General features: G+C 61.3%; 17 protein-coding genes. 11 read left to right on the top strand and 6 right to left on the bottom strand.

Features of this window, described 5'->3' with window-relative positions; translation table 11 throughout:
- Positions 1 to 255 precede the first annotated feature (255 nt).
- On the top strand, positions 256 to 1,575 hold the full coding sequence (locus NW852_RS00635) for a D-alanyl-D-alanine carboxypeptidase (RefSeq protein ID WP_414365287.1): 1,320 nt from the start codon (positions 256 to 258) through the stop codon (positions 1,573 to 1,575).
- 178 nt (positions 1,576 to 1,753) lie between these two features.
- Here the strand turns inward: NW852_RS00635 and NW852_RS00630 are convergent, their stop codons facing one another.
- Together NW852_RS00630 and hpf are read right to left on the bottom strand one after the other, a co-directional pair.
- Positions 1,754 to 2,482, bottom strand: coding sequence for an urease accessory protein UreF (locus NW852_RS00630; protein ID WP_414365289.1), 729 nt, complete (start codon positions 2,480 to 2,482; stop codon positions 1,754 to 1,756).
- A gap of 13 nt (positions 2,483 to 2,495) precedes the next feature.
- A complete protein-coding gene (gene hpf / locus NW852_RS00625) occupies positions 2,496 to 3,071 on the bottom strand; it encodes a ribosome hibernation-promoting factor, HPF/YfiA family (RefSeq protein ID WP_414365290.1) in 576 nt (191 codons plus the stop codon).
- An 886-nt stretch (positions 3,072 to 3,957) separates the two neighbouring features.
- On the opposite strand from hpf, the gene NW852_RS00620 reads away from it, so the two are divergent.
- The 4 genes from NW852_RS00620 to NW852_RS00605 all read left to right on the top strand — a co-directional run bounded on the left by NW852_RS00620 (position 3,958) and on the right by NW852_RS00605 (position 6,965).
- The gene (locus NW852_RS00620; protein WP_414370985.1) at positions 3,958 to 5,184 is read left to right on the top strand and encodes an aminotransferase class I/II-fold pyridoxal phosphate-dependent enzyme; all 1,227 of its coding nucleotides are present in this window, start codon (positions 3,958 to 3,960) and stop codon (positions 5,182 to 5,184) included.
- Between the two features lie 84 nt (positions 5,185 to 5,268).
- Entirely contained in the window at positions 5,269 to 6,075 is an 807-nt protein-coding gene (locus tag NW852_RS00615) for a hypothetical protein (protein WP_414365294.1), read from the top strand.
- A 337-nt stretch (positions 6,076 to 6,412) separates the two neighbouring features.
- Complete coding sequence (locus NW852_RS00610) at positions 6,413 to 6,619, top strand: hypothetical protein (protein ID WP_071813530.1); 207 nt, start codon at positions 6,413 to 6,415, stop codon at positions 6,617 to 6,619.
- A 28-nt stretch (positions 6,620 to 6,647) separates the two neighbouring features.
- Entirely contained in the window at positions 6,648 to 6,965 is a 318-nt protein-coding gene (locus tag NW852_RS00605; protein ID WP_414365296.1) for a TMEM14 family protein, read from the top strand.
- Between the two features lie 60 nt (positions 6,966 to 7,025).
- Here NW852_RS00605 and NW852_RS00600 read toward each other — a convergent pair whose 3' ends face one another.
- Complete coding sequence (locus NW852_RS00600; protein WP_414365297.1) at positions 7,026 to 7,655, bottom strand: DUF4384 domain-containing protein; 630 nt, start codon at positions 7,653 to 7,655, stop codon at positions 7,026 to 7,028.
- A 239-nt stretch (positions 7,656 to 7,894) separates the two neighbouring features.
- On the opposite strand from NW852_RS00600, the gene NW852_RS00595 reads away from it, so the two are divergent.
- Entirely contained in the window at positions 7,895 to 8,332 is a 438-nt protein-coding gene (locus NW852_RS00595) for a tetratricopeptide repeat protein (protein WP_414377826.1), read from the top strand.
- A 50-nt stretch (positions 8,333 to 8,382) separates the two neighbouring features.
- Here the strand turns inward: NW852_RS00595 and thrC are convergent, their stop codons facing one another.
- Together thrC and NW852_RS00585 are read right to left on the bottom strand one after the other, a co-directional pair.
- The gene (gene thrC / locus NW852_RS00590; RefSeq protein ID WP_414370872.1) at positions 8,383 to 9,483 is read right to left on the bottom strand and encodes a threonine synthase; all 1,101 of its coding nucleotides are present in this window, start codon (positions 9,481 to 9,483) and stop codon (positions 8,383 to 8,385) included.
- 93 nt (positions 9,484 to 9,576) lie between these two features.
- The gene (locus NW852_RS00585) at positions 9,577 to 11,121 is read right to left on the bottom strand and encodes an isochorismate synthase (RefSeq protein ID WP_414426384.1); all 1,545 of its coding nucleotides are present in this window, start codon (positions 11,119 to 11,121) and stop codon (positions 9,577 to 9,579) included.
- A 368-nt stretch (positions 11,122 to 11,489) separates the two neighbouring features.
- On the opposite strand from NW852_RS00585, the gene menA reads away from it, so the two are divergent.
- From menA to NW852_RS00560, 5 genes are all read left to right on the top strand, one after another.
- Positions 11,490 to 12,356 carry a 2-carboxy-1,4-naphthoquinone phytyltransferase gene (gene menA / locus NW852_RS00580; RefSeq protein WP_414365304.1) on the top strand — a complete coding sequence of 289 codons (867 nt, stop codon included), beginning with the start codon at positions 11,490 to 11,492 and terminating at the stop codon, positions 12,354 to 12,356.
- 141 nt (positions 12,357 to 12,497) lie between these two features.
- Positions 12,498 to 14,363 carry an LptA/OstA family protein gene (locus tag NW852_RS00575; protein ID WP_414370868.1) on the top strand — a complete coding sequence of 622 codons (1,866 nt, stop codon included), beginning with the start codon at positions 12,498 to 12,500 and terminating at the stop codon, positions 14,361 to 14,363.
- 81 nt (positions 14,364 to 14,444) lie between these two features.
- Entirely contained in the window at positions 14,445 to 15,623 is a 1,179-nt protein-coding gene (locus NW852_RS00570; RefSeq protein WP_414365308.1) for an LptF/LptG family permease, read from the top strand.
- 80 nt (positions 15,624 to 15,703) lie between these two features.
- On the top strand, positions 15,704 to 18,997 hold the full coding sequence (locus NW852_RS00565; protein WP_414370866.1) for a hypothetical protein: 3,294 nt from the start codon (positions 15,704 to 15,706) through the stop codon (positions 18,995 to 18,997).
- A gap of 93 nt (positions 18,998 to 19,090) precedes the next feature.
- Positions 19,091 to 20,326, top strand: a complete 1,236-nt coding sequence (locus NW852_RS00560; RefSeq protein ID WP_414365312.1) for an LL-diaminopimelate aminotransferase — start codon at positions 19,091 to 19,093, stop codon at positions 20,324 to 20,326.
- 138 nt (positions 20,327 to 20,464) lie between these two features.
- Here NW852_RS00560 and NW852_RS00555 read toward each other — a convergent pair whose 3' ends face one another.
- Positions 20,465 to 21,427, bottom strand: coding sequence for a Gfo/Idh/MocA family protein (locus NW852_RS00555; RefSeq protein ID WP_414370983.1), 963 nt, complete (start codon positions 21,425 to 21,427; stop codon positions 20,465 to 20,467).
- Between the last annotated feature and the right edge of the window lie 376 nt (positions 21,428 to 21,803).

Raw genomic sequence — 21,803 nt, 5'->3', positions numbered from 1 at the left:
AGAGGGTGCTATCCATCCCCACCCGGGTGGGGAATTCCGCACCTTACGTTAAGCTTGGCGCGACAGGGATCCTCCTCTTCTGCCGGACTCCTAGGAAGGAGGAAAATACCGACTTGCCTGAGACATCTGGGGTTGCCCCGGCAAAAGAGGGCTATTGGGCAAGGGCAGAATTTGCCAGAGCGATTGAGATGGCACTAGAGTAGCTTCAAGTCTTGCCAGCTCGTTCTCTTTGCCAATGTCTTTTGGGAGGTCAGCATGTTGTCTATCCCACAGGGGTTGGGCTCCCAGCGCCGTTTCCTCTGGGCAGGGATCCCGTTGGCTTGTTCTCTAGCCCTGGGGGCCTGCTGGAACAACCGCAGCAGTGCCGAACCCCCTTCTCCAACTCAGGGTGTCCAGGCTGAGGTTGCAGCACCGGCGCAAAACCCCTTCCCCCCCATCCCCACCCCGCCGCCGCCGCTGCCTTCCCCCAGTGGCACGCCCGGCCTTCCCCCCTGGTGGCCCCGGGAGCAATCGCCGCAGTGGCAGGATTCCCTCTACGCTTTGGTTTTGTCCGGCTTTTTGCAGGGGTTGGCTGCCCAAGGCGGGGCCCTCTCCCAGCAGGGGATCCTGCTCTGGACAGCCGAAGGCGAGCTGCTGGCGGAGCACCTGCTGGATCGGCCTTTGCCGGTGGGGGCTTTGGAGCAACTGGCCCTCAGCCTGATGGCGCTGGAGAAGTGGGGCTATGAGTATCGCTTCCAAACTCGCTTCTACACCACCGGCCATCGCTCCGGCCAGCGCTTGACGGGAGACTTGGTCGTGGTGGGCGGTGGGGATCCCTATTTCCGGGAGGCCAATGTGGCCGAGCTGGCCCGCCACCTGCACAACCTCGGCATTCGCCAGATCGACGGCGAGGTAAAGGTGGTGCCCCCCTTCCGCTTGCTGGGTCAGCCTGACTCTCTGGCCAGCGCCCGCCGGCTTGCCGAGCTCCTCCAGGATCCCCAGGGGCCCTATCCTGTGGCCATCGGCGGCTCCGGGTCAACATTAAGGGAGCTGACCGAGGAGATCCATTGCCTGGCCAGCTACACCTCGCTGCGCCTGGGATCCCTGCTACAAATCCTCAACGGCAGCAACGATCGGGCCATGGTAGAAGCCCTGTTAGCGGAGCTGGGAGGCAGAACAGCCCTGCTGGAGTACCTGCAGCAGCGGTTGGTAGCTCAGCCGGTTGCCCATCTGGATCCCAAACTGGCCCCTGCCCAGTCGGAAATTCGCCTTGGCCCAGGCGGGCAAGAGCTGTACCTCTCCCCCCGCGCCTTGGCCCATCTATGGGAACATCTGCTGGAGGCCACAGACGGGGATCCGACCCGGATCTTGCCTAGAGCAGGCATTGGCCACAGCACTCTGGGATTGCGCACCCTGCCCTCCGGCACGACCGCCCAGGTGGGCTCCGCCCCCGATCGGCTGATGATGGTGGGGCAGTTGCCCGATGGTACCCACTTCATCCTGCTCAACCACGGCCCGGATCTAGCCATTTTGCGCCAGCAGCAGGATCGGTTCCTGCAGGAGGTACTGGCTGTTGGGGAGCCCCTCCGCCACTGAGGCCTACCTCCGTCAATCTCAACCTTTGAGCTACGCCCCTCTCTGGTTTTTCCCAGGGGAGGGGGCTCTTGACCCTGTAGCTCTATCCGAATAGCGAGCCAACTGTTCGTTCTGTTCGTAACCCCGATCCCCGGCTCCCCTCCCCTAGAGGGAGAAGGGCTGTGGGTGAGGGCAGCTTTCAGGATTGAAAAAGGCGGGAATAAAGCTGCTGGTGAGCTTGGCAATCCCGTTCGTTGAGGGGGGCGAAGCTGCTCAGGGCTGGCCAAGCCAGGGTCGGGTCTCGCTTCACAACCGGCAGAATTTCCTGCTGCACCACGGTCTCAATCGGCTCATACAACTGGGCCAGCAAGCGCTGCCCCTCGCTATGCCCCAGAGGCACCAAGCGCACCGCTGCTGAGACCCACCCCGTGAGGGAGGCAAATAAGAAGGCTCGCAGGGTATCCTCTAGCCCAATGCCGGCCTGGGCGCAGATCCAGCCAAAGGCTAGGGGATAGTGGAGCAGCTCTCCCTCAGCCCTGGGAACGGATATCCCCCAGGTGCGCTCTGCCAGTTGTGCCAAGCGCTTCCCCAGATCCAGGCTGGCTTGGCGCGGTTCTGCTGCCCAACGGGATGCCTGCAGTTGCTGCTGTAGCTTGCCCATTCCCGCCAGGGATCCCCCTTGCGCCAGACAGTGGGCCAAGCCACAGGCTCTCCCCTCAAAGGGAGCCAAGCTCAGGTGCAGAACCCCCAACAAGTACCGCTGTACCTCCGCCCGATCCCGCAGCCGCTCCGCTTGCACAGCCGCTTCCAAGCCCCAGGAGTGGGAATAGGCGCCAATCGGCAGGGCAGAATCGGTGAGCTGCAGCAGCAGGTAGAAGGCGCTGCCAGAGCCTACAGGAGCGGCTTGAGCGGCGATCTGCTCAGCCATGGGGCAACTGCTTCTAGGGATGGGGGCGGATCAGGCCGTAGCCGCCGTGCTTGCGGACATAGATGACGTTGATCTCGCCGTTTTCGATGTTGCGGAACACGTAAAAATCATGATCCACCAGCTCCAACTGGTGTAGGGCCTCCTGAACTGTCATGGGAGGCATGGCGAAATACTTGGTGCGCACCACCTCGGGGGGCAGCTCTGCTTGCCGGTCTGTATTCAGCGGATCGGTGAGGGGCTGCTGGGCCACTGCCACCGAGGTTTTGGGAGAATGGCGGATGCGGTGAACGCCGTTGCGTTCTTTGTATTTGCGCAGCTTGCGGGCCAGCTTGTCGGCAACACGGTCAATGCTGGCGTAGAGGTTCTCGCTGCTTTCCTCCGCCCGAATGACGGTGCCATTGGCGTAGACGGTAACTTCGGCAGATTGGTTGGCACTGATGCGGGGGTTACGGGCCACCGATAGATTGACATCCACTTCACTGGTGATCTGGGCAAAATGGCTGACAGCCCGCTCGATTTTTTCTTGAACGTAGCTGCGGATGGCGTCGGTAATCTCGACGTTTTTCCCTTGGATCACAAGCTTAGTCATGGGCAGTCTCCCAGTTGTGTCAGTTTACACCTAAAGTTAGCGCCTCACCCTCGCAAAGGATCCCTAGAAAACAGCCCCCACCTCAGGCATGATCGCGGCCCGGCAACTTGCGGAAAGGGCTACGCCAGAAGATGAAGATTGGCTTTGGTAGCGGCACTAACCTCTTGGGTTAAGTCTAAGTTAACATCTCCCCCAGGGATCCGGTTCGGGGGTTAAGAATAAATTTAGGCTGTCTTCATTTTTAAGGGATTGGGGGCCAGCACCACTTCTCAGGCAAAGAGAAGTTCCCTGAATTTGGAACTCCAAATGCAAGTGGAGAAGGTCTCTAGATGGTTCGAAGAGAGCAAACTTAGCAGCAGAACTTACACAGATAGGCTCTGCCGAAAATACTTTTACTAAACTTGAATTCAACTCTGAGTATTAGGAAAGCTAAGGGTGTAGCTTTTAAGTGGGATTTCTCAGGAAACCTTCCAACCATCAATGCCCGCCCACTTCATCCTCAACTTTAGAAGAAGGATCGGCCTTGATCGACACAGCTTATCCTCTGCAGCAGCGGAAATCAGCAGTTGCTGAACCAACCTCTGCTCTTAGGGCAAGCATCCCCTTATTTTTTATTGTTCTCTCTTCTCCTTGTAGATCTTGTAGCCATTATACAACCTGGTGAGTCGGGCGGCTTTTTCCAGCTCCGACAGAGACTGAAAGGGAGAATGAAGAGATGTTGACTGAAGTTAAGGTTTTTATCAAGATAGGGATCCCGCGGAAACATCGTTACCAGGAGCAGGTCTGAAAAGCTGTTTTTGGCCTCTTGGGCGGTGGCCGACCTGCTAGCTGAAAAGCCAGTTTGCTCAGGAAAAGGGGGATGGACTCGGTGGCCAGAGAGATCTCTTTGAAGGTGACGGAGCTTTTGGACAGAGCAGAGGCAGCTCTGCAGGATCGGTTTCAGGCGATAGATAACGTCCTTAGGGAGAACCTGGCGCGGGTGTTGCAGGCCTTTCGCCACCAGCAGGTGGGATCCCATCACTTCGCCGGCGTGTCGGGCTATGGGCACGATGACCGGGGACGAGAGGTGTTGGATCGGGTGTTTGCCCAGATCATGGGCTGTGAGGCGGCACTGGTGCGGCTGCAAATGGTGTCCGGCACCCATGCCATTGCCTGTGCCCTGTTTGGCGTGCTGCGGCCGGGGGATGAGCTGTTGGCCATCACCGGCCCCCCCTACGACACCCTGGAGGAGGTGATCGGCCTGCGCGGCTCGGGCCGGGGATCCCTACGGGAGTTCGGCGTCACCTACCGTCAGTTGGATCTGCGGGAAGGCGGCGTCGATTGGCAGGCCCTGAAAACCGCCCTCAAACCGCAAACCCGCCTGGTTCACATCCAGCGCTCCTGTGGCTATGACTGGCGTCCCAGCTTTTCCATCGCCCAGATTGCCGAGATGATCCAGATTGTTAAGGCACAAAACCCGGAGGTGGTGGTCTTGGTGGACAATTGCTACGGTGAGTTTGTGGAAACCCAAGAGCCCACCCACGTGGGTGCGGATTTGATCGCTGGATCCCTGATCAAAAATCCAGGGGGTACCCTGGCCCCGGCGGGGGGCTACGTGGCGGGGCGGGCCGAGCTGGTGGAGCAGGCTGCCTGCCGGCTGACGGCGCCGGGGATTGGCTTGGAAGGGGGAGCCACCTTCGATCTCAACCGGCTTCTATTTCAAGGGTTGTTTTTGGCCCCACAGATGGTGGCCGAAGCGGTTAAGATCGCCCATCTGGCCGCCCAGGTGTTCCACGATCTGGGCTATCCTGTTTCCCCGCTGCCCCAGGTGCCCCGCACCGATATCATCCAGGCCATTCAACTGGGATCCCCGCAGAAGTTGCAGGCCTTTTGCCGCGCTATCCAAAGCAGCTCGCCTGTGGATTCCTACCTCACGCCGGTTCCAGAAGTGATGCCCGGCTATGCCGACCCGGTAGTGATGGCGGCGGGCACTTTTGTTGCCGGCAGCAGTGCCGAGCTCTCCGCTGATGGGCCGATGCGGGAGCCCTACACCGTCTATTTGCAGGGGGGAACCCATCTCAGCCACGGGCGGCTGGCTCTAGAGGCCGTCTTGCAAGCCTGGGATGCTCTGTAAATTGCCGTCCCTGTCCGACTCTGCCCAAGCGGTAAAATTGGACTTATGGTCTCCATTCCCCCTCGAGGGATCCTCACTGATTGGATGTCGAGCTTGTGTTTTAGTTCTGGGTTTTCCCGCCGCTGGGGATCCCGTCTGGCCCTTGCTTGGGTGGCTCTGAGGTTGGTCAGCGGCTGTCGGCTACTGAACCTGGTGGGAGAGAGGAGCACACAAGTGGGATCCGCCTTGACTCGCTCTTCCCTGTGGAGAGGCAGCCAGACCCTGACAGGAACTCTTGAAGCAGGGGACAAGGTCAGCCCCCAGTACGGCAGCTACTGGGATGGGATCCCTGTTGCCGCCAAGGCGGGCCAGATCCTGATCGCCACCCTGGAGAGCGAAGACTTTGACCCCTACCTGGAGCTGGTGGACGGCCAGGGGCGGGTAATCGGCTTTGACGACGACTCCGGCCCCGATGTCAACGCCCTCTTGGCGGTGCGGCTGCTGCAGGAAGGCACCTACACCTTGCGGGCCACGAGCTTCGAGCCGGAATCCACCGGCACCTATCGGCTGGCCTACCGGCTGGCCCAGGTCGATTGGCAGCAAACGGTGTCGGGCCGTCTGCAGAAGGGATCCGCCCAGCACCCTGAGGACGGCAGTTGGATGGAAGAACACCCCATCGCTGCCCGGGCCGGACAGATCTTGATAGCCTTGATGACCAGCTCCGATCTCGATGCCTTTTTGCAACTGCTGGATCCCAGTGGCGACGTGATTGCCTGGGATGATGACCAAGGGAGCAGAAGCGATGCCCTAATGATCGCCTTTTTGCCTCGCAGCGGTACCTACACCCTCCGGGCCAACACCCACAAACCAGGAGAAGAAGGAGCCTATGTGTTGCAGTACGCCCTGCACTAGTGTCCAGGCCTGCCAAGCTTCTGCACCTTCCCTGAGAAGTTTTGGCCAGTCGGCTTATAAGCCTTTTGATGCCGATGTCGAGATTGGGCAAGAGTTATTATTTTTATTGCTTTATTGTTATTAGCCCTGGAAGCTTCTGGTTCAAAGCCTTCTGAAGCCAGGATGGTTGGGGTTTGCTGAGGTTTATGGGAAAGCATGACATCTTATCCTAAGTTGTGACAGAGCTGAAATGTTGCCTTCACGGACGAGGCGTTTTCCCTAGAATGGAATTGATGGCCTAGACCACTCTTGCTTTTGCACTTTCGCAGTTCAGCCCTTACCCTACACAATGGATGCCATGACCCCTGAAATGGTACGCCAGTTTTGGTCTTTGGTCAGCGAGATCGGCAGGCCAGATTGGCTCAATCAACGTGACGATGACTTGGTGAATCTGCTTCTGAGTGCCTGCCAAAAAAAACATGCCCTCAGCAACGTCGATGCCTCGATTCTCAACCGCTACATCAGCATCCGCCTGCCCTTGATTCGTGAAATTGTTGTGGACTAGACCGAGCTAGGAGGGGTTTTTCCCAGCCATGATGGCTGCACAGATTACTTTGCTCGTCTATGGAGCGCTGCTTTTGGTAGGCGGAGTCGTCGGCTATATGAAAGGCAGAAGCTCCAAGTCGTTAATCGGCGGCCTGGTGGGGGCCGCCCTCAGTGGCGTCAGCTATGGGCTACTGGGAACAGGTTCCCGCTGGGGGTTGGGCCTGGGCTTGGGGACGGCGGCGCTGGGATCCCTTCTCTTTGCCCTGCGCTACCGCAAAACCGGCAGGTTTATGCCTGCTGGTCTGATGCTAGTGGTGAGCTTGGTGGCTGTTCTTCTCCTAAGCCTCAGCTTCGGCTCGGTCTAGGCCGGAGACAAGCCTGCATAGCTGTCGGTTCCAGGCTCTGGAAGGATGGAAAGTCTGGGGTCACCGCGGTGCGACCCGATAGAAGCGCGTGGTGGTCACCCACTCGGTGGCAGGGATCTCCTCGACGACAATGGCGCGAGCGATGGCATCGCCCAGTTGGGATCCCCGTACCCTTACATTGGCAAAGGATCCACCCTGCTCAAAAGAGGCGATCTCCTGGAAGTTGAGGGGACGGAGGGAGGCCACCGCCAATACTTGGGCTTGGCCAAAGGGCGGAGCAATGGTTAGGCGGTAGCGGGCACCGGGGGGCGGGAAGGTGCGCACTTCGCCGGCCCGCAGAAACTCGTTTCCACCCGAGAAGCGGTTGGGCAAAATCAAATGGGTGCGGCCATCGGCTTGGATGCTGAACAGGTAGACGTAGGCGTCGCGATTGGTGCTCAAGGTAATGGAAATCGGCTCGCCGGGCCGGTAGATGGGGTTAGAGCCACGCCGATCCAGCTCCAGATTTACCTGCAAGTCGGAAGGTACTGGGTTGACGAGGATGGAGCGGGTGCCGGTTTCCAGGCGAGTGTCGGCCAGTTGTAGCCTTGGCAGCGGGGAGTAGAGGCCCAGCGTCTGCGGGAAAACGACGGTGGCCGGAGCCATCGACAGCCCCAAAGCCAGCGGCAGGAAGAGCAGTTTGGCGTTCATAGTTCACCCCTGATTAGCGGCTATGTTCATCCTAGGAAAGGGCAGAGTTTTGCCAGAGCAGGCTTTGCGCAATCTGAGATCCCCTGCTGAGGCAGTTTCCCCTGCCGCAGATGGCAGGCCCAGCGGCGAAAAGGCGCTGAACCGCTTCTCACCATTAGGGTGGGAAAACCGGGAGATCCCATCTGGCAAGGGCTAAGCTGCAGATCAGGGATCCCTCGGCTCAGACCCAAACCTTGCCTATGGCCAACGACAGTTACCAAGAAGGCATCGCGGCGGTTCAGGCGGGCGATTTTCCGGCGGCCATCCAGGCGTTTCGCCGAGCAGTTACCGAGGACCCCACGCATACCGAAGCTCGCTATAAGCTGGCCTGGGTGCTGGGTATGAGTGGCTATCTGGATCCAGCCCTGGCCGAACTGGAGGCGGTAGTGGCGGCGGATCCCAGCCATGTTGCAGCCCACTACAACCGCGGGGCACTGCTCTTGCAAAAGGCTCAACTGGAAGCAGAGGTGGATGGCCAGATCGATCTAGACGTCCTGCGGCAGGCGGAAGAGGCCTTTCAGACCGTGATGCGCTTGGATCCCACCGATCAACGGGCCTACGCCTTTCTCACTTTGGTCAAGCGGGCCATCCGCAACTATCAGTCGCCCGCGCAGCCTTCTAGCCGCAGTGACGAGTGAACCCCCTGAGCCAGCATCTCATCCCTCCCCCAGCACCCAGGGCGGCGGCGCTAAAAGCCCATCAGGCGGGCTACAGCAGCCAAATCGGGGGCAACCCCCGTGTGGATGGGGGCGGATCCCTGCTGGGCGGCCGTGTCGGGATCCTTGAGGCCGTTGCCGGTGAGCACGCACACTACCTGGGCGCCGGCAGGCACCTGATCCCGCCATTTCAGTAATCCAGCCACCGAGGCGGCACTGGCCGGCTCGCAGAAGATCCCTTCCTCTCTTGCCAGCAGACGATAGGCGGCCAAGATCTCCTCGTCAGTTACACTGTCCACTCGGCCACCGCTGACCTGGACAGCCGCCTTGGCCTTTACCCAACTGGCAGGGTTGCCAATGCGGATGGCTGTGGCCACCGTTTCTGGATGTTCCACCACGCGATTGAGGACGATAGGAGCAGCGCCGGCAGCCTCAAAGCCATAGAGATGCGGGCGGCGGCTGGCCTTGCCTCGCTGGTAGTAGTGGCAAAAGCCCATCCAGTAGGCGGTGATGTTGCCGGCATTGCCTACCGGGATACAGAGCCAGTCGGGGGCATCTCCCAAAGCATCCACCACCTCAAAGGCGGCAGTTTTCTGTCCTTCTAGCCGAAAGCGGTTGACAGAATTGACCAGGGCCACGGGGTAGACTTCCGCCAGTTGCCGCACCATGGCCAGCGCCTGGTCAAAGTTGCCCTGAATGGCGATGATCTCCGCCCCGTACATCAGGGTTTGGGCCAGCTTGCCCTTGGCCACATAGCCATCAGGGATCAGCACGTAGGCCCGCAGGCCTCCTTTGGCCGCATAGGCAGCGGCTGCTGCTGAGGTATTGCCGGTGCTGGCACAGAGGATGGCCTCCGCCCCCGCCTCCTTGGCTTTGGACACCGCCATGGTCATGCCCCGATCCTTGAAGCTGCCGGTGGGGTTGAGACCCTCCAGCTTTAGGTATACCTGGCAGTCTCGCCCCAGCCGTCGGCTCAGGGCGGGAGAGGGGATCAGAGGGGTATTACCTTCATGCAGCGTCACTACGGGGGTGCGAGGGCTGACAGGGAGCCACTCCCGGTAGTGCTCAATGATGCCGGGCCAGAGACGGGATCCGGCCATAGGCGGGGAAGAGGGGGGATTGAGGGTAACCATGCTGTGGACAAGTCGAGGCCGTTAAAGGGCCAGCTCTCTAACTTTAACTGTTTGGGAGACTGTTCTATCAGCTTTGCCCAACGGCGGCTGCAACTACCAGCCGAGGGAGTCTGGTGGCTGCAAGGCCAGGGCCTGAACCAGCGCCTGCAGCTTCAGGCGGATTTCGGCCACTTCCTGCTCCGGCTTGGAGTCGGCTACGATGCCAGCGCCAGCATACAGGCGGACCCGCTTCCCTTCAATCAGGGCTGAGCGGATCCCAACCACCAACTCGCCATTGCCCTGCAAGTCCACCCAGCCCAAAGGGGCGGCATAGCTCGAGCGGTCAAAGGGCTCCCACTGCTCCAGCCACTGCAGCGCCGCCTGCTGCGGATAGCCTCCTACAGCGGCAGTGGGGTGGAGCTGGGCCAACAGGTCAAATAGATGCACACCAGCGGGGAGCTCCGCCTCGATTACCGTTTGCAGATGCTGGATGTTGGCCAAACGGCGCAGCCGTGGCTGAGGGGAGATGCGGGGCTTCATCCCCAGCCGGCCCAGAGCTTCCTGGATCGAGCGTACTACCCACTGGTGTTCACGCTGGTCTTTGGCGCTACGGAGCAATTGCTTGGCCAGCATCCGGTCTTGGTGGCCGTTGGCGCCGCGGGCAACGGAGCCGGCCAGCGCATCAATCTGCACCCGGCCTTGCCACACCGAAAGCAGCCGCTCCGGGCTGGCTCCCAGGAAGACCTGGGGAGGAAAATTCCCCTCACTTTCTGAGGCAAAGGCGAAGACGCTGCAATCGGGGTGATGCGCCTCCAGATAGGCCAGCAGCGAGGGGATGGCCGGAGGGGAGGGCAACACCAGATCCACCGCTTCCGCCAGCACCGCTTTCTCCAGAGATCCCACCTGAATTGCTTGCAGGGCTTTTTCAATTCGCGCCAAGAGGGCCTCTTCCGCCACTGCCACCTGCGGCGGCGGCTGGGGCTTCCAGGCATTCCAGGCAGGCAAGGGGGCCTCGGCAAGGCGCTGCATGCGGGCAAAAAAAGCGGCAATCTGGCCGGCCAAGGCCGCCGGGTCGCTTTCAGGGCCAATTTCCAGGTTGAGCCGCGCCACCGTCAACTCCCCCTGCACCTGCAACAGTTGCCAGCGCGGCAGGACCAGCGCTGCCCCCCCGCCGCTGTTGGGGGCAAAGCCAAAACGGCAGAAGCACAAAGGGCGCTCCTGCTGGCTGCGGGGGGACTCTGGGGTGCAGCCGGGAGCGCTATGAACATGGGGCTGGAGCCCTTGCACAAAGGCCCGTGCCGCCTCAAATCTCCCCTTTCCCGAAAGGTCGAGCTGCCGCAGGGATCCCCATCCCAGCACCCGCACCCGTTCCCCTTGCGTCGGGTGGGAGAGGTAGCAATAGCCGAGGGAGTGGCTGGGGGGGAGCGAGCCCAACTGCCGGGCCAGCACTGCCAGCGGATCTAGCCCTGAGATGGGCTGCCATAGGCTGAGAATCTGGGGGATCCCTCGCGCCCGCGCCATCTCTTGGCAGGCCGCTAGCAGGGGATCCCAGGCGTGTTCCACCTCTCCTGGCCCAGCAGAGGTGTGAATGGGCGGCCAGTCTCTGGGCCCTTCCGGGCATCCGGACGCACCCTTCCAGGGGAAAAGAGAAGAAGTCATGCGCAAGCAAAAGAGGACGATCCCACCTTGGCCGAAAACAGGACAAGCGTCATCGCAGCCGGCAGGGGAAGCTGCAGAAAGGCGTTTCAGGATAGGAGATTAGGAGAGCAGCCGGCGGCTCAGGCTCGCCAGCGCCGGATCCCAGGCGTTTCTTTACGGATTGCAAAGTTTCTTAGCATCCTTGGGGATGGGGACAGAAGCCCCCTAACCTAACAAATACAGAGCCAACACAGAACCCAGAGAGAGCTAGATCCAACATGCTCGCACAGCCGGAACCGTCAAAGAGAACGTGCAGGGATCCAGAGACCAGCCAGGTACAGCTTGCAGAAAAGGGCACTTGGGAGGGCCGCTCCCGGCGGCAGTTGTGGATGGCCGCCCTCAAGCCTCCTATGTACAGTGTGGCCATCATGCCCATCTGGGTGGGATCTGCCATCGCCTACGCCCAGGCAGGGGTGATGGATGTGGGGGTTTTGGCGGTGTTTTTGGGGGCCGCCATCTGTCTTTTGGCTTGGGTCAACATCAGCAACGATGTGTTCGATGCCCAGACAGGGGTGGACAAAAACAAGCTCCACTCACTGGTCAACCTAACCGGCAAGCCGGAGCAGGTGTTCTGGGCTGGCAATGCCTTTTTGGCCCTGGGGTTGGCAGGGATCCTCTGGCTAAGCTGGCGGCAAGCGGATCCAACGGTGCTGCTGCTGGTGCTGCTGGCCTGCGGGCTGGGCTACGCCTACCAGGGGCCGCCCCTGCGCCTGGGCTATCAAGGGCTGGGGGAGATCCTCTGTTTTTTGAGCTTTGGGCCGCTGGCGGTTCTGGCTGCCCACTACAGCCAAAGCCAAACGTGGTCGCTGCCGGCCCTGGCGGCCTCGCTGGTGGTGGGGATGGTCACCAGCCTAATTTTGTTTTGCTCCCATTTTCATCAGGTGGAGGACGATCTGGCTGCTGGCAAGCGCTCGCCAGTGGCTCGGCTGGGCACCCGCCGCTCCGCCCGTCTCATCCCCTGGATCTGCGGCAGCATTTTTGGCCTGCTGCTGCTGTTTGTCGGGCTGGGGGCTTTTCCGGCTTGGACGTTGCTGGGTTTTGCCGGGATCCCCTTTGCGGTGCGGCTATCCCGCCTGCTGGGGGCCTACCACGACCAGCCGCAGCGGATCAGCCATTCTAAGTTCATCGCTGTTGGCCTCCACTTTTGGCTAGGGCTGTTTCTGGGGTTGGGCTTTATCCTCAGCCGTCTGGGATAAACCAGAACCTTAGAGGTGATCGGGATCCCGACGAGGCGGCCCGCAAATTGCGATAAGCTACAGCCTAGTGTGCCGGGTTGGGTGTTGGCCCTGCTGGGGCTCATGGGTTCGGAATCAACGTAAGGCAGCGGCGAGAACAGGATGCGGCGATTTTTCAATTCCAACCTGGGGGTGGCGCTCTTGGGAACCGGCCTCTTGGCCGCTCTGGTTGCCTGGGCCTTGTCCATCGACATCGAAGAGGTAAAGGTGGAGTCCCCTCCCCCGGATCAGCCCCTTTCCGTCAGCCGCAGGGTGGATATTGTGGGTCGTCGAGGGGGCCACCAGCGTTGGCGTCTCATCGCCGAACAGGTGGAGCTCAGAGCTGGGCAACAGGTGTTTGAGCAGGGGGCGCACGGCTACTTCTACGGAGGTGGCGCCGACCGCCAAGAAGAGGTGCCGGATCCCTTTTTTGCCAGCAGCGAGCAGATGACTTGGTGGGCCAAGCGGGCCCGCTACGACGCCACCGCCGACGCCCTCTATCTGGATGAGGAGGTGGAGGTGAGAAGCGAGGATGGCAGCCTGCTTCTGACCCGCGCTCTGAGAGTCACGCCTGAAGAGCGCATCGAGGTGCCGGCGGAGTTCACCCTCAAGGGGCAGGAAATGGTGCTGCAGGGCCGCTCCGGCTCGTTTAACTTCCAATTTGCCCTCCTCAGTGCCCAGCAGGGCAAGCTAATTGTGCTGCCTCCGGATCGCCCCAGCAAGACGGAGTCCTCCAGCTCTGCCCAAGGAGCCGACCTGGCCAGCGCCGCCCGGTGGGTGGCCACTGCGGCGGCGGATCCTGCCTCCACCACCATCACCGCCGACCAGATCACCTACGATCGTGCCAATCAAGTGGCCGAAGGGAGAGGCAACCTGCGCATCCGCGAACGTGGCATCGAGATTCGCGCCCCTCAGGGCACCTACCTGCGCCAGCAGGCCCAGAGCATTCTCTCCGGCGGCGTGGTGTTGCAGGAGGTAGCCGGCGACACCAGCCGGGATCCCCTGTTAGCCGATCTGCGCTTGGCCCAGGCTAGCCCACAGGCGACTCCCAACCAATCGGATCAGGAGGTCACCATCATTGCCGACCGCCTCACCTACGACCGCAACACGCAAGTTGCCCGCGGGGAAGGCAACCTGGAAATTCAACAAGGGGAAACCACCATCCAGGCAGCTCAGGGCACCTACCGCCGCCGCGAATCCCAAAGCCTGCTGACGGGGGGAGTGACCTTGCGCGAGCCGGGGCGGGTGCTCACCTCCGCCCGCCTGGAGGGCAACCACCGCGACAAGATCTTCTTTTTTGAGGAAAACGTTCTCTACCGGCAGATGGCCGCCTCTACCCCAGCCGCCGGCGGCGGATCCCTGACGGAGGAGCTGCGCCAAGCCGAAACGGAAGTGCGGGCCGCTCGCCTGGTTTACAACTCCCGTACCGGCACCTCGGAGTTTAGCGATGCTGTCGAGTTTATCCAGCGGGGGCGCAAGGCCAAGGCCAACCAGGCCACCATCACCCCTGAGAAGGTGGAGCTGCGGGGGGAGGTGGTGATCGAGCAGATCGAGGGGGACTGGCTGGCGCGGCGCCTGCAAAACCCCCAGACCCAGGCCGATGTCGATCAACCGACGGTGATCTATGCCGATCGGGTGGAGATCGACCAGGCCAGCGGCGATGCCCGCTTCCTCGGCAATGTAGTGATCGTCCAGGCCAACCGCGCTATTGAGGGAGATCGGGCCGACTACTCCGACCAAGGGCAGGTTTTCAGGATCACCGCCGACCAGGCTCCCGTCCTCCTCTGCGATCGCGGCGAGCTCACTCCCGTTCCCCCCAAAACCAGTGAGGGTCTGCCCGGTCGCGATGCTCTGGATCAGATGTGTCGGGGCGCCAACCGCCTCAGCGGCAGGCTGGTCACCCTGAACTTGGAACAGGATGAGTACACCGTCGAGGGGGACGAGCAGCAGCAGGGGATGTTTCAATTTCGCATCACCGACGCCCTCTGACGGGATCCAACCCTTGCCTGCCGCTGTCTAAGCCGTCTGGGGCCGGCTAAGTCGCACGCCAGTCTGAGGGAATAAAGGCACATGCCCACCCAATTGACCAAAGGAAAACGGCACCAAGGCGCTGCTGGTAGGGGGAGCTTGTGGGGATCCCTAAAATTTGGGGGCTTTTTTTTGGAGTTTTATCTCTTCAAAGAAATGATCCGCCCCTTCTTTTTGGGGGTGGCAGGGGGCACGGTAATGATGCTGGGCAACCAGCTTTTTATCTACGCCGATTTGCTGGTGAAAAAAGGCGCCCCTCCCCTCACAATTTTGCACATTCTCCTCCTCAACTTGCCCGCCATTTTGGTGGTCACCTTCCCCATTGCCGGCCTCTTTGCCACCCTGCTCACCCTGGGCAGGATGGGGGCCGACAGCGAGATCACGGCTCTGCGGGCCGCCGGGATCCCCTATCGCAAGGTGCTGATTCCGGTGCTCTGCATCGGTCTACTGATCAGCGGCCTGGCGCTGTTGACCAATGAAGTGATCGTGCCCCAAACCAACCAAAAAGTGAAAACCCTGAACACCAATCTCATCCTGGCTCAGGATGCCCTTCCCTTTGACTCGGAAGAGATCGTGCGGGTGGACGACGACCTTTGGTTTCATGTGGGATCCATTGACCCGGAGACCGGCTTGATGCGCGACTTACTGATTTTGGATCGCAAGGCCGAGACCGGCCACCTACGCTACCCGCAGGTGATCTCTGCCGAAACGGCACGTCAGGTGGGCCAAGCGTGGCACCTGCAAGACGTGGTGATCCGTCGCTACGACGAGCGGGGGCGCACCTACTACGAGGGCCAGGTGGCGGAGATGGAGCTGAACATCGTCAGCAAGTTGGTGGGCCTGGTGTACGCCGAAAAGGTGCCCCAGGAGCAACGGGCGGCAGAGCTGTGGGAGCAATGCCAGCGATATCGAGCGGAGCAACGTCCTTCTGCCGATGTAGCCCGCTGCCTGACGGAGTACCACCTCAAGTTCGCCATTCCCTTGGCCAGCTTTTTTGCCATCTTGGTGGCTGCGCCCCTAGGCCTACAAACGGTGCGGCAGACCGGCCGCTACGGCAGTGTGGCGCTAGCGATTGTCCTGGTGTTTATTTACTATGTACTGATGAGCTTAGGACGCGCGATGGGTCGAGTTGAGCAGATCGATCCCTGGCTGGCTGCCTGGTTGCCCAATATGATTTTCGGCGGGGTGGGCTTCTCTCTACTGTGGCGGTTTTTACGGTGAGATTCGGCAACTTCCCACATGGCTTCAGCCCTTGGGCAAGGTGGCTAGCCCTTTGCTGGGGCAGCTCCCTGTGGGTGGGAATGGAGAGGGCGGTCTTTGCCCAGCCGGATCTCCTGCCCACCAATATGGAGGGCTACCAGCGCTTTTGGGCAGCGCAAACGTCGGCCCAGCGGTTACAACCGGCTCACCGAGCTCCCAGCCCAGAATCGGTTGCTCCCCCTGGTGCCAGCCTGTTGGGGGATCCCATCACCTTAGCCGAGGCTCAATCTTCTCCGCCCGCTGTGCTCTTGAAGGCGGCAACTGGACCTTCTGCGGCCTCAGTTTCTAATCTTGGCTCCCCGCCGTCTAGCACCCCTTCTGAAAAGGCCCTCACGCCAGAAGAGTTAAACCGGCAGCGGCTGCAACGGCTCTTGGCCGAGGGGGCGGCGGCCCACGCCCGGCGGCAGGCACAACAGGCCCAGGCAACGCCGTCTTCCCGGCCCGCTTCAGCGGCGACGTCCCCTGCAACTGTTCCGACGCTGGACTCTCTCGGCTCCCCCCGTTCCCAAGCTGCTGCCCTGCGGATGGAAGAAGAACCCCGGCTGCGTCCCACCGAGACTAGGCGCGGCCTAGGATCCACTGGCGAGAGCTTAGCTACTGCTTATCCGGTTACCCCTCAAGGGCCAGAGGGGCTTGGTTCGGAAGAGGCGGCGCAGCGAATCCCGACCTTGATCTCGCAAGCCGGCGGGAGCTGGAATTTGGGCGGCGCCCCTTCCCCTGTACCTTCTTCCACCGGCACTCAGATGGCAGCTCAAACCGGAACTGAGTCATTCACCCCCACTGCCGGATCTCTACTGGCTCCCCAGTTGTTGGAGCGGTTCCCCCTGTTGCGGGATCTGGGCGCTCCTGCCACCGGCCCAGAAGCCGCTCCGCCTGCCAGCCAGGGATCCCAGATTCGCCAGCAACTGGCGGCCACCGCCACCAGCCAACGGCAGATCCCCCTCGACCCGGATCAGATCAACGTCAGTGGGGATGTGCTCCGCTACATCGCTGAACAAGACCTGGGCATTGCCGAGGGAAACGCCCAGATCCAACTGGCCGACGGCACCCGCATCAGCGGCGAGCGGCTGTTGTTTTACCGGCGGGAACGGCGCCTGCGCAGCGAGGGCCCTTTTCGCATGGAGTGGCCTCCTGGGCCGCAGGGGCGCGGGATCCGGCAAATCGAGGGGCGCAACCTGGACTTGGATATCCCCGGTCGCAGCGCTCAATTTGAAAACTCGCTGGTGATCCTGCCGGGGGAGGAGCCGGGTACCAAGGTTTTTGTGCGCAGCCAAGAGACCACTGCCCTGTTGGGAGAGCGGATCTTCTTCGAGAAGGCCACCGTCACCACCTCGCCGGAGCCGCCCATCACCCACTACGTGCAAGGGGATCGGGTGGAGGTGTTTCCCGATGACCAGGTCATCGTTTACGACGCCCGCGTCTTTGCCGGTGGCGAGCTCACCCAAGAGGGCGATCTGCGGGCGGGGCTGCAGATTGCCTACTTGCCCCTCTTCGTCTACAGCCTGCGGGATCACCAGTGGGTGCTGCCGGGGCGCAGCGAGGCGGAAGGGGTGTTTGTCAAGTCCAGTTGGGCCTACCGCTTCGACGAGTACAACTTCGGCGGCCTGCGGCTGGATGTCCTGCAGAAGAAAGGCCTGGGCATCGGCTTTCTGCACGACTACATTCTCCCCATCCCCGATAGCGTCAACTACGGGCGAGCCCAGTTTTACCTGGTAACTGAGGCCGACCAGCGGCGCTTCTCCAGCCGCTTCCGCCTTGACCATAACTTCGACTTCTACGCCGCCAACCTCCTCGGCCAAGAGGGCCAACTGCGGGGCCAGCTCAACCTCAATCTAGACAACACCTACCGCCCTGCCGGCGGGCGCAACGACAACGCTGACCTCCGCCTCAACGCCACCTTTCAGGGGGATCTCTCCACCACCACCCTCAACATCAACCGCAGCGGATCCCAGGAGAACGGCACCTATAGCTTTCCCCTTACCCTCAGTCACATCCAGCGCTACGGGGGCGTGCCTTGGCTGCAGTCGGATCTGCGCCTGGACTACAACCAGCGGGTCAGCGTCAAAGATGGCCCAGATTTTGCCGACGCGCGGCTGACGCTGGGCGCCCAACTCACCCCACCCGGCTGGGGCGGCACCTACCGCCTCAACTACCGCGCCTACAGCAGCTCCAACGGCGACACCGAGCCGCGCCGCAACTTCGAGCTGGCCTTCAATCCCGATCTCCTCCGCATCGCTCCCGATATCTCCCTCAGCAGCACCTTCACCCTGACCCAAGAGCAACAGCCAGATCGAGAAGTGGGATCCGGCCTCAACTTTTTCAATCGCTACGAGCTGCGCTCCAGCCTTCAATTCAACGACATTCAACCGGCTCCCTGGATCACCTTCATGCCCGGCTCGATCGACTACACCCAAGTCCTGTACTCAACCCCCGACCAGGAATCCACCGTCAGCCTCAACCCCCGCCTCAGCCTCAAGCCCGCCGACTGGAACACCATCGATCTGCGCTACAGCCGCACCTTCTACGGCAACAATTCCGCTCCTTTTCAAACCCTTTCCGTCAGCCCCAAGGATGTGGATCGCCTCAACGCCAGCATTAGCTTCTTCACCCCGCGCAACTTCCTGCTCAACGTGCCCCCCGGCTACATCGCCTTTGAAGACGACCTGCCCGGCGAGCTGCCCATAGCCCTGACCTTCCCGGACGACACCCCGGAGGACTTGGAAGCGATTGCCTCCCGCAACTTGCAGGAGCTGCAGGCGGAAGTAAAAAACCTGTTGCGCTTCGACACCACCCTTGGCTACGACTTTGTCGCTCAAAAGTGGGATACCCTCAACGCCAACTTTACTTGGAACACCACCCCTGAGCTGTTCAACGTCCAGGTGCAAACGTCCTACGACCTCAACCAGGGGCAGCTACAACCGATCCGGCTGGAATATCGGGGGCGCAGCAGTACCACCTTCAACCGAGATCAACGTTCGGGTCTGGACAGCTATGAGCCGGGGATTAGCTACGCGCTGCAGGCGGTTTACGATCCGCGGTCGGGGGAGATTTCCACCTACGGCCTCGACCTAGATGCCACCCTCGGCACGCAATGGCAAAACCACTGGCGGTTCCGCCTGGGCCTAACGGAGGCAGGGATCCGCCGCATTGAGGTGCGCCGCGACCTGCGGGATTTCGAGCTGCGCTTGGCCTACGATCCTGGGGCGGCGTCGCTGCGCCTAGAAGGGATCCTGGTGGCCTTTCCCAGCCGCCCCCTGGGCCTGACCCAGGAGCGGGGAGAGTTTCACCTGACCTCGCCAGTGGGTGCCTTCAGCCTGGATAGCCTGGGGCAGTGAGCCAGGCAGGTTACAGGGGTTGACAGAAGCAGGAGGGAGGTGGCTTCGGCTACACTGGAGGGCCGGTGGTTTTTTAAGCAGTGCTCAACTCCTATGGCCAGGATCAACGACCACTTCCTCAAGCTGAAGGCCGGCTATCTCTTTCCCGAGATTGCCCGGCGGGTACAGGCCTTTGCTGCCGCCCATCCGGAAGCCCAAATTATCAAGATGGGCATTGGCGATGTTACCGAGCCGCTGCCGGAGGCCTGCCGGACGGCCATGATCCGGGCCGTGGAGGAAATGGGGGAGCGGGCTACCTTCCGCGGCTACGGCCCAGAACAGGGCTACGAGTGGCTGCGCCAAGCCATTGCCCGGCACGATTTTCAGTCTCGCGGCTGCGACATCGACGCTTCTGAGATCTTCATCTCCGACGGCTCCAAGTGCGACTGTGGCAACGTCCTGGATATTCTCGGCCACGACAACACCATTGCCATCACGGATCCCGTCTATCCCGTCTATGTGGACACCAACGTGATGGCGGGCCATACGGGGCCGGCCAACGAGCGGGGTGAGTACGAGGGCCTGGTCTATCTGCCGCTGACGGCGGAAAACCACTTCACCGCCAGCCTGCCCCAGCAAAAAGTCGATGTCATCTACCTCTGCTTTCCCAACAATCCCACCGGCGCAGTAGCAACCCGGGAGCATCTGCAGGCCTGGGTGGACTATGCCCGCGCCCACAACTCGCTCATCCTCTTTGATGCCGCCTACGAGGCCTACATTACGGAGCCTGGGATCCCCCACTCCATCTACGAGATCCCGGGGGCAAGGGAATGCGCCATCGAGTTCCGCTCCTTTTCCAAGACAGCCGGCTTTACCGGCACCCGCTGCGCCTTTACAGTGGTGCCCAAGTCGCTACGGGGCCAAGCTGCCGATGGCTCCTGGGTGGATCTCTGGAGCCTGTGGTATCGCCGCCAGTCCACCAAGTTCAACGGCGTGGCCTACATCGTGCAGCGGGGGGCAGAAGCCGTCTATTCTGAGGCAGGGCAGGCCCAGGTGCGGGCTTTGGTGCAGTTTTACCTGGAGAATGCCCGCATCATCCGCGAGCAGTTGGCCAAAGCCGGGATCCAGGCCTACGGCGGCGTCAACGCTCCCTACGTCTGGGTAAAGGCGCCCACTGGGCTGAGCAGTTGGGAGTTTTTCGACAAGCTGCTGCACACCTGCCATGTGGTGGGGACTCCCGGCTCTGGCTTTGGCAGCGCCGGCGAGGGCTACTTGCGCCTGTCGGCTTTTAACAGCCGCGCCAACGTAGAAGAAGCCATGCGCCGCATTGTCAGCGTGTTTGGGAGCTGAGCAGCCGGCCCTCCTCACCCCCAGCTCCTCTCCCCTTGGGGGAGAGGGGGGATAACCAGCATGCTGTTTCATAGCTGTCTGCAATTTCTGAAAACGCTTTCGAACTTCTCCCCTAAGGGTTCTCTGGAGTTGGATGGGTCACACTTCCACGCGGACAACCTGCTGGGTTTGGGCGGATCGCTCGGCGGCCTCGGCCACGGCGAGGGCATGGAGCATCTTTTCGGTGTCTACGTAGAGAGGGCTGCCGTGGCGCAGGTGATCCAGCACCATGCGGGTGTCTTGTTCGAACAGGCCGTGGCGGGATCCCGTCTCCAAGGGGTGGGCACTGCCGGCGCGCAACAGCATCGCCTCTTCGCCGTTGATCAGCAGGCCCCCCCGCTGGCCGTGGAACTCCAGTAGCCGCTGCGAGCACCACAGAGAGTCTCCCTTGCCATAGGTCAACACTGCCAGCAACCCGCTGGCAAAACTCAGTTGGGCTGTGCAGTAGCAACTGCTGTAGCGCTGGGGCAAATCCGGCCCGTCGTAGCGCAGTTGACAGCTCACCCGCTCCACCTTGCCCAGCAAGTCCACCAAGCGGTGAATGCGGGAGACAGCCCCCATGAGGGGGAAGCCAAACAGCTCAGGCCGGTAGGTCCAGCGGTCGGGGGCGGGGTGGGTGGCGGTGAGGGTGATGTAGCGGACGGCAAACAACTTGCCCAGCCCTTCCAGCTCCCGCCTCAGCAACAGGTGGATGCCGCTGAGGAGCTCGATGTGCTCCACGTGCAACAGCAACCGCCGCTCGGCTGCCAATTGCACCAGCGACCGGGCTTCGGCAAGGCTGAGGGCAAGAGGATATTCAACGACAGTGTGGATCCCCGCTTCCAGCGCAGCACGGGCAATGGCCCCATGATCCCGATTGATGGTGCTGACAAAAACCAGATCCAGCCGCTGCTCGCGGAAGAGAGAAGACCAGTCGAAATAGGCAACAGCCCCAAACTCGGCGGCAAAAGTAGCACTCCGCTCGGGGGATCGACCGACAACAGCCACAATCTCCACTTGCCCATCTTTGCGCAAGGCCTCAGCCCGTGAGCGAGCCGCGTAGCCGGTGCCGATGATCCCCACTCGCAAGGTCTGTTCCCTCTCCTAGCCTGCCTCTGTTTGTAGCATCACACAGAAAGGATCCCTTGTACTACCTAGCCATCAGGATCTCGCTTCACCCCAGGGAAACTCCTGCTGCACCCCTTTATTTCAAGCAGCAATAAAACCTCTCGTCACATCGCTATTGCTGCGCAACGCTGTCGCGAACGCGTCTCCCCAACTCCCCTCTCCCTGAGGGAGAGGGGACGGGGGTGAGGGATAGCTCCCTGAGGGAGAGGGGGCGGGGGTGAGGACATCAATTGTGGCCCGCCACCAGTGAAAATTAACGTAAGGTGCGGAATTCCTCACCGTCTATACGGTGGGGATGGATAGCACCCTCTGACTGATTCTGGATGTATTG

Origin of the sequence: Synechococcus sp. H60.1 (genome assembly GCF_047462335.1) — a bacterium.
Taxonomy (GTDB): Bacteria; Cyanobacteriota; Cyanobacteriia; order Thermostichales; family Thermostichaceae; genus Thermostichus.
The sequence above is the reverse complement of the archived record's forward strand: the minus strand, read 5'-3'. Positions and strand labels throughout refer to the sequence as shown.

Excerpts from the sequence above, each read along its gene's own strand:
- NW852_RS00635 (WP_414365287.1), top strand. The coding sequence starts at position 256 with ATGTTGTCTATCCCACAGGGGTTGGGCTCCCAGCGCCGTTTCCTCTGG.
- NW852_RS00630 (WP_414365289.1), bottom strand. The coding sequence starts at position 2,482 with ATGGCTGAGCAGATCGCCGCTCAAGCCGCTCCTGTAGGCTCTGGCAGC.
- hpf (WP_414365290.1), bottom strand. The coding sequence starts at position 3,071 with ATGACTAAGCTTGTGATCCAAGGGAAAAACGTCGAGATTACCGACGCC.
- NW852_RS00615 (WP_414365294.1), top strand. The coding sequence starts at position 5,269 with ATGTCGAGCTTGTGTTTTAGTTCTGGGTTTTCCCGCCGCTGGGGATCC.
- NW852_RS00610 (WP_071813530.1), top strand. The coding sequence starts at position 6,413 with ATGACCCCTGAAATGGTACGCCAGTTTTGGTCTTTGGTCAGCGAGATC.
- NW852_RS00605 (WP_414365296.1), top strand. The coding sequence starts at position 6,648 with ATGATGGCTGCACAGATTACTTTGCTCGTCTATGGAGCGCTGCTTTTG.
- NW852_RS00600 (WP_414365297.1), bottom strand. The coding sequence starts at position 7,655 with ATGAACGCCAAACTGCTCTTCCTGCCGCTGGCTTTGGGGCTGTCGATG.
- NW852_RS00595 (WP_414377826.1), top strand. The coding sequence starts at position 7,895 with ATGGCCAACGACAGTTACCAAGAAGGCATCGCGGCGGTTCAGGCGGGC.
- thrC (WP_414370872.1), bottom strand. The coding sequence starts at position 9,483 with ATGGTTACCCTCAATCCCCCCTCTTCCCCGCCTATGGCCGGATCCCGT.
- NW852_RS00585 (WP_414426384.1), bottom strand. The coding sequence starts at position 11,121 with ATGACTTCTTCTCTTTTCCCCTGGAAGGGTGCGTCCGGATGCCCGGAA.
- menA (WP_414365304.1), top strand. The coding sequence starts at position 11,490 with ATGGCCGCCCTCAAGCCTCCTATGTACAGTGTGGCCATCATGCCCATC.
- NW852_RS00575 (WP_414370868.1), top strand. The coding sequence starts at position 12,498 with ATGCGGCGATTTTTCAATTCCAACCTGGGGGTGGCGCTCTTGGGAACC.
- NW852_RS00570 (WP_414365308.1), top strand. The coding sequence starts at position 14,445 with ATGCCCACCCAATTGACCAAAGGAAAACGGCACCAAGGCGCTGCTGGT.
- NW852_RS00565 (WP_414370866.1), top strand. The coding sequence starts at position 15,704 with ATGGAGAGGGCGGTCTTTGCCCAGCCGGATCTCCTGCCCACCAATATG.
- NW852_RS00560 (WP_414365312.1), top strand. The coding sequence starts at position 19,091 with ATGGCCAGGATCAACGACCACTTCCTCAAGCTGAAGGCCGGCTATCTC.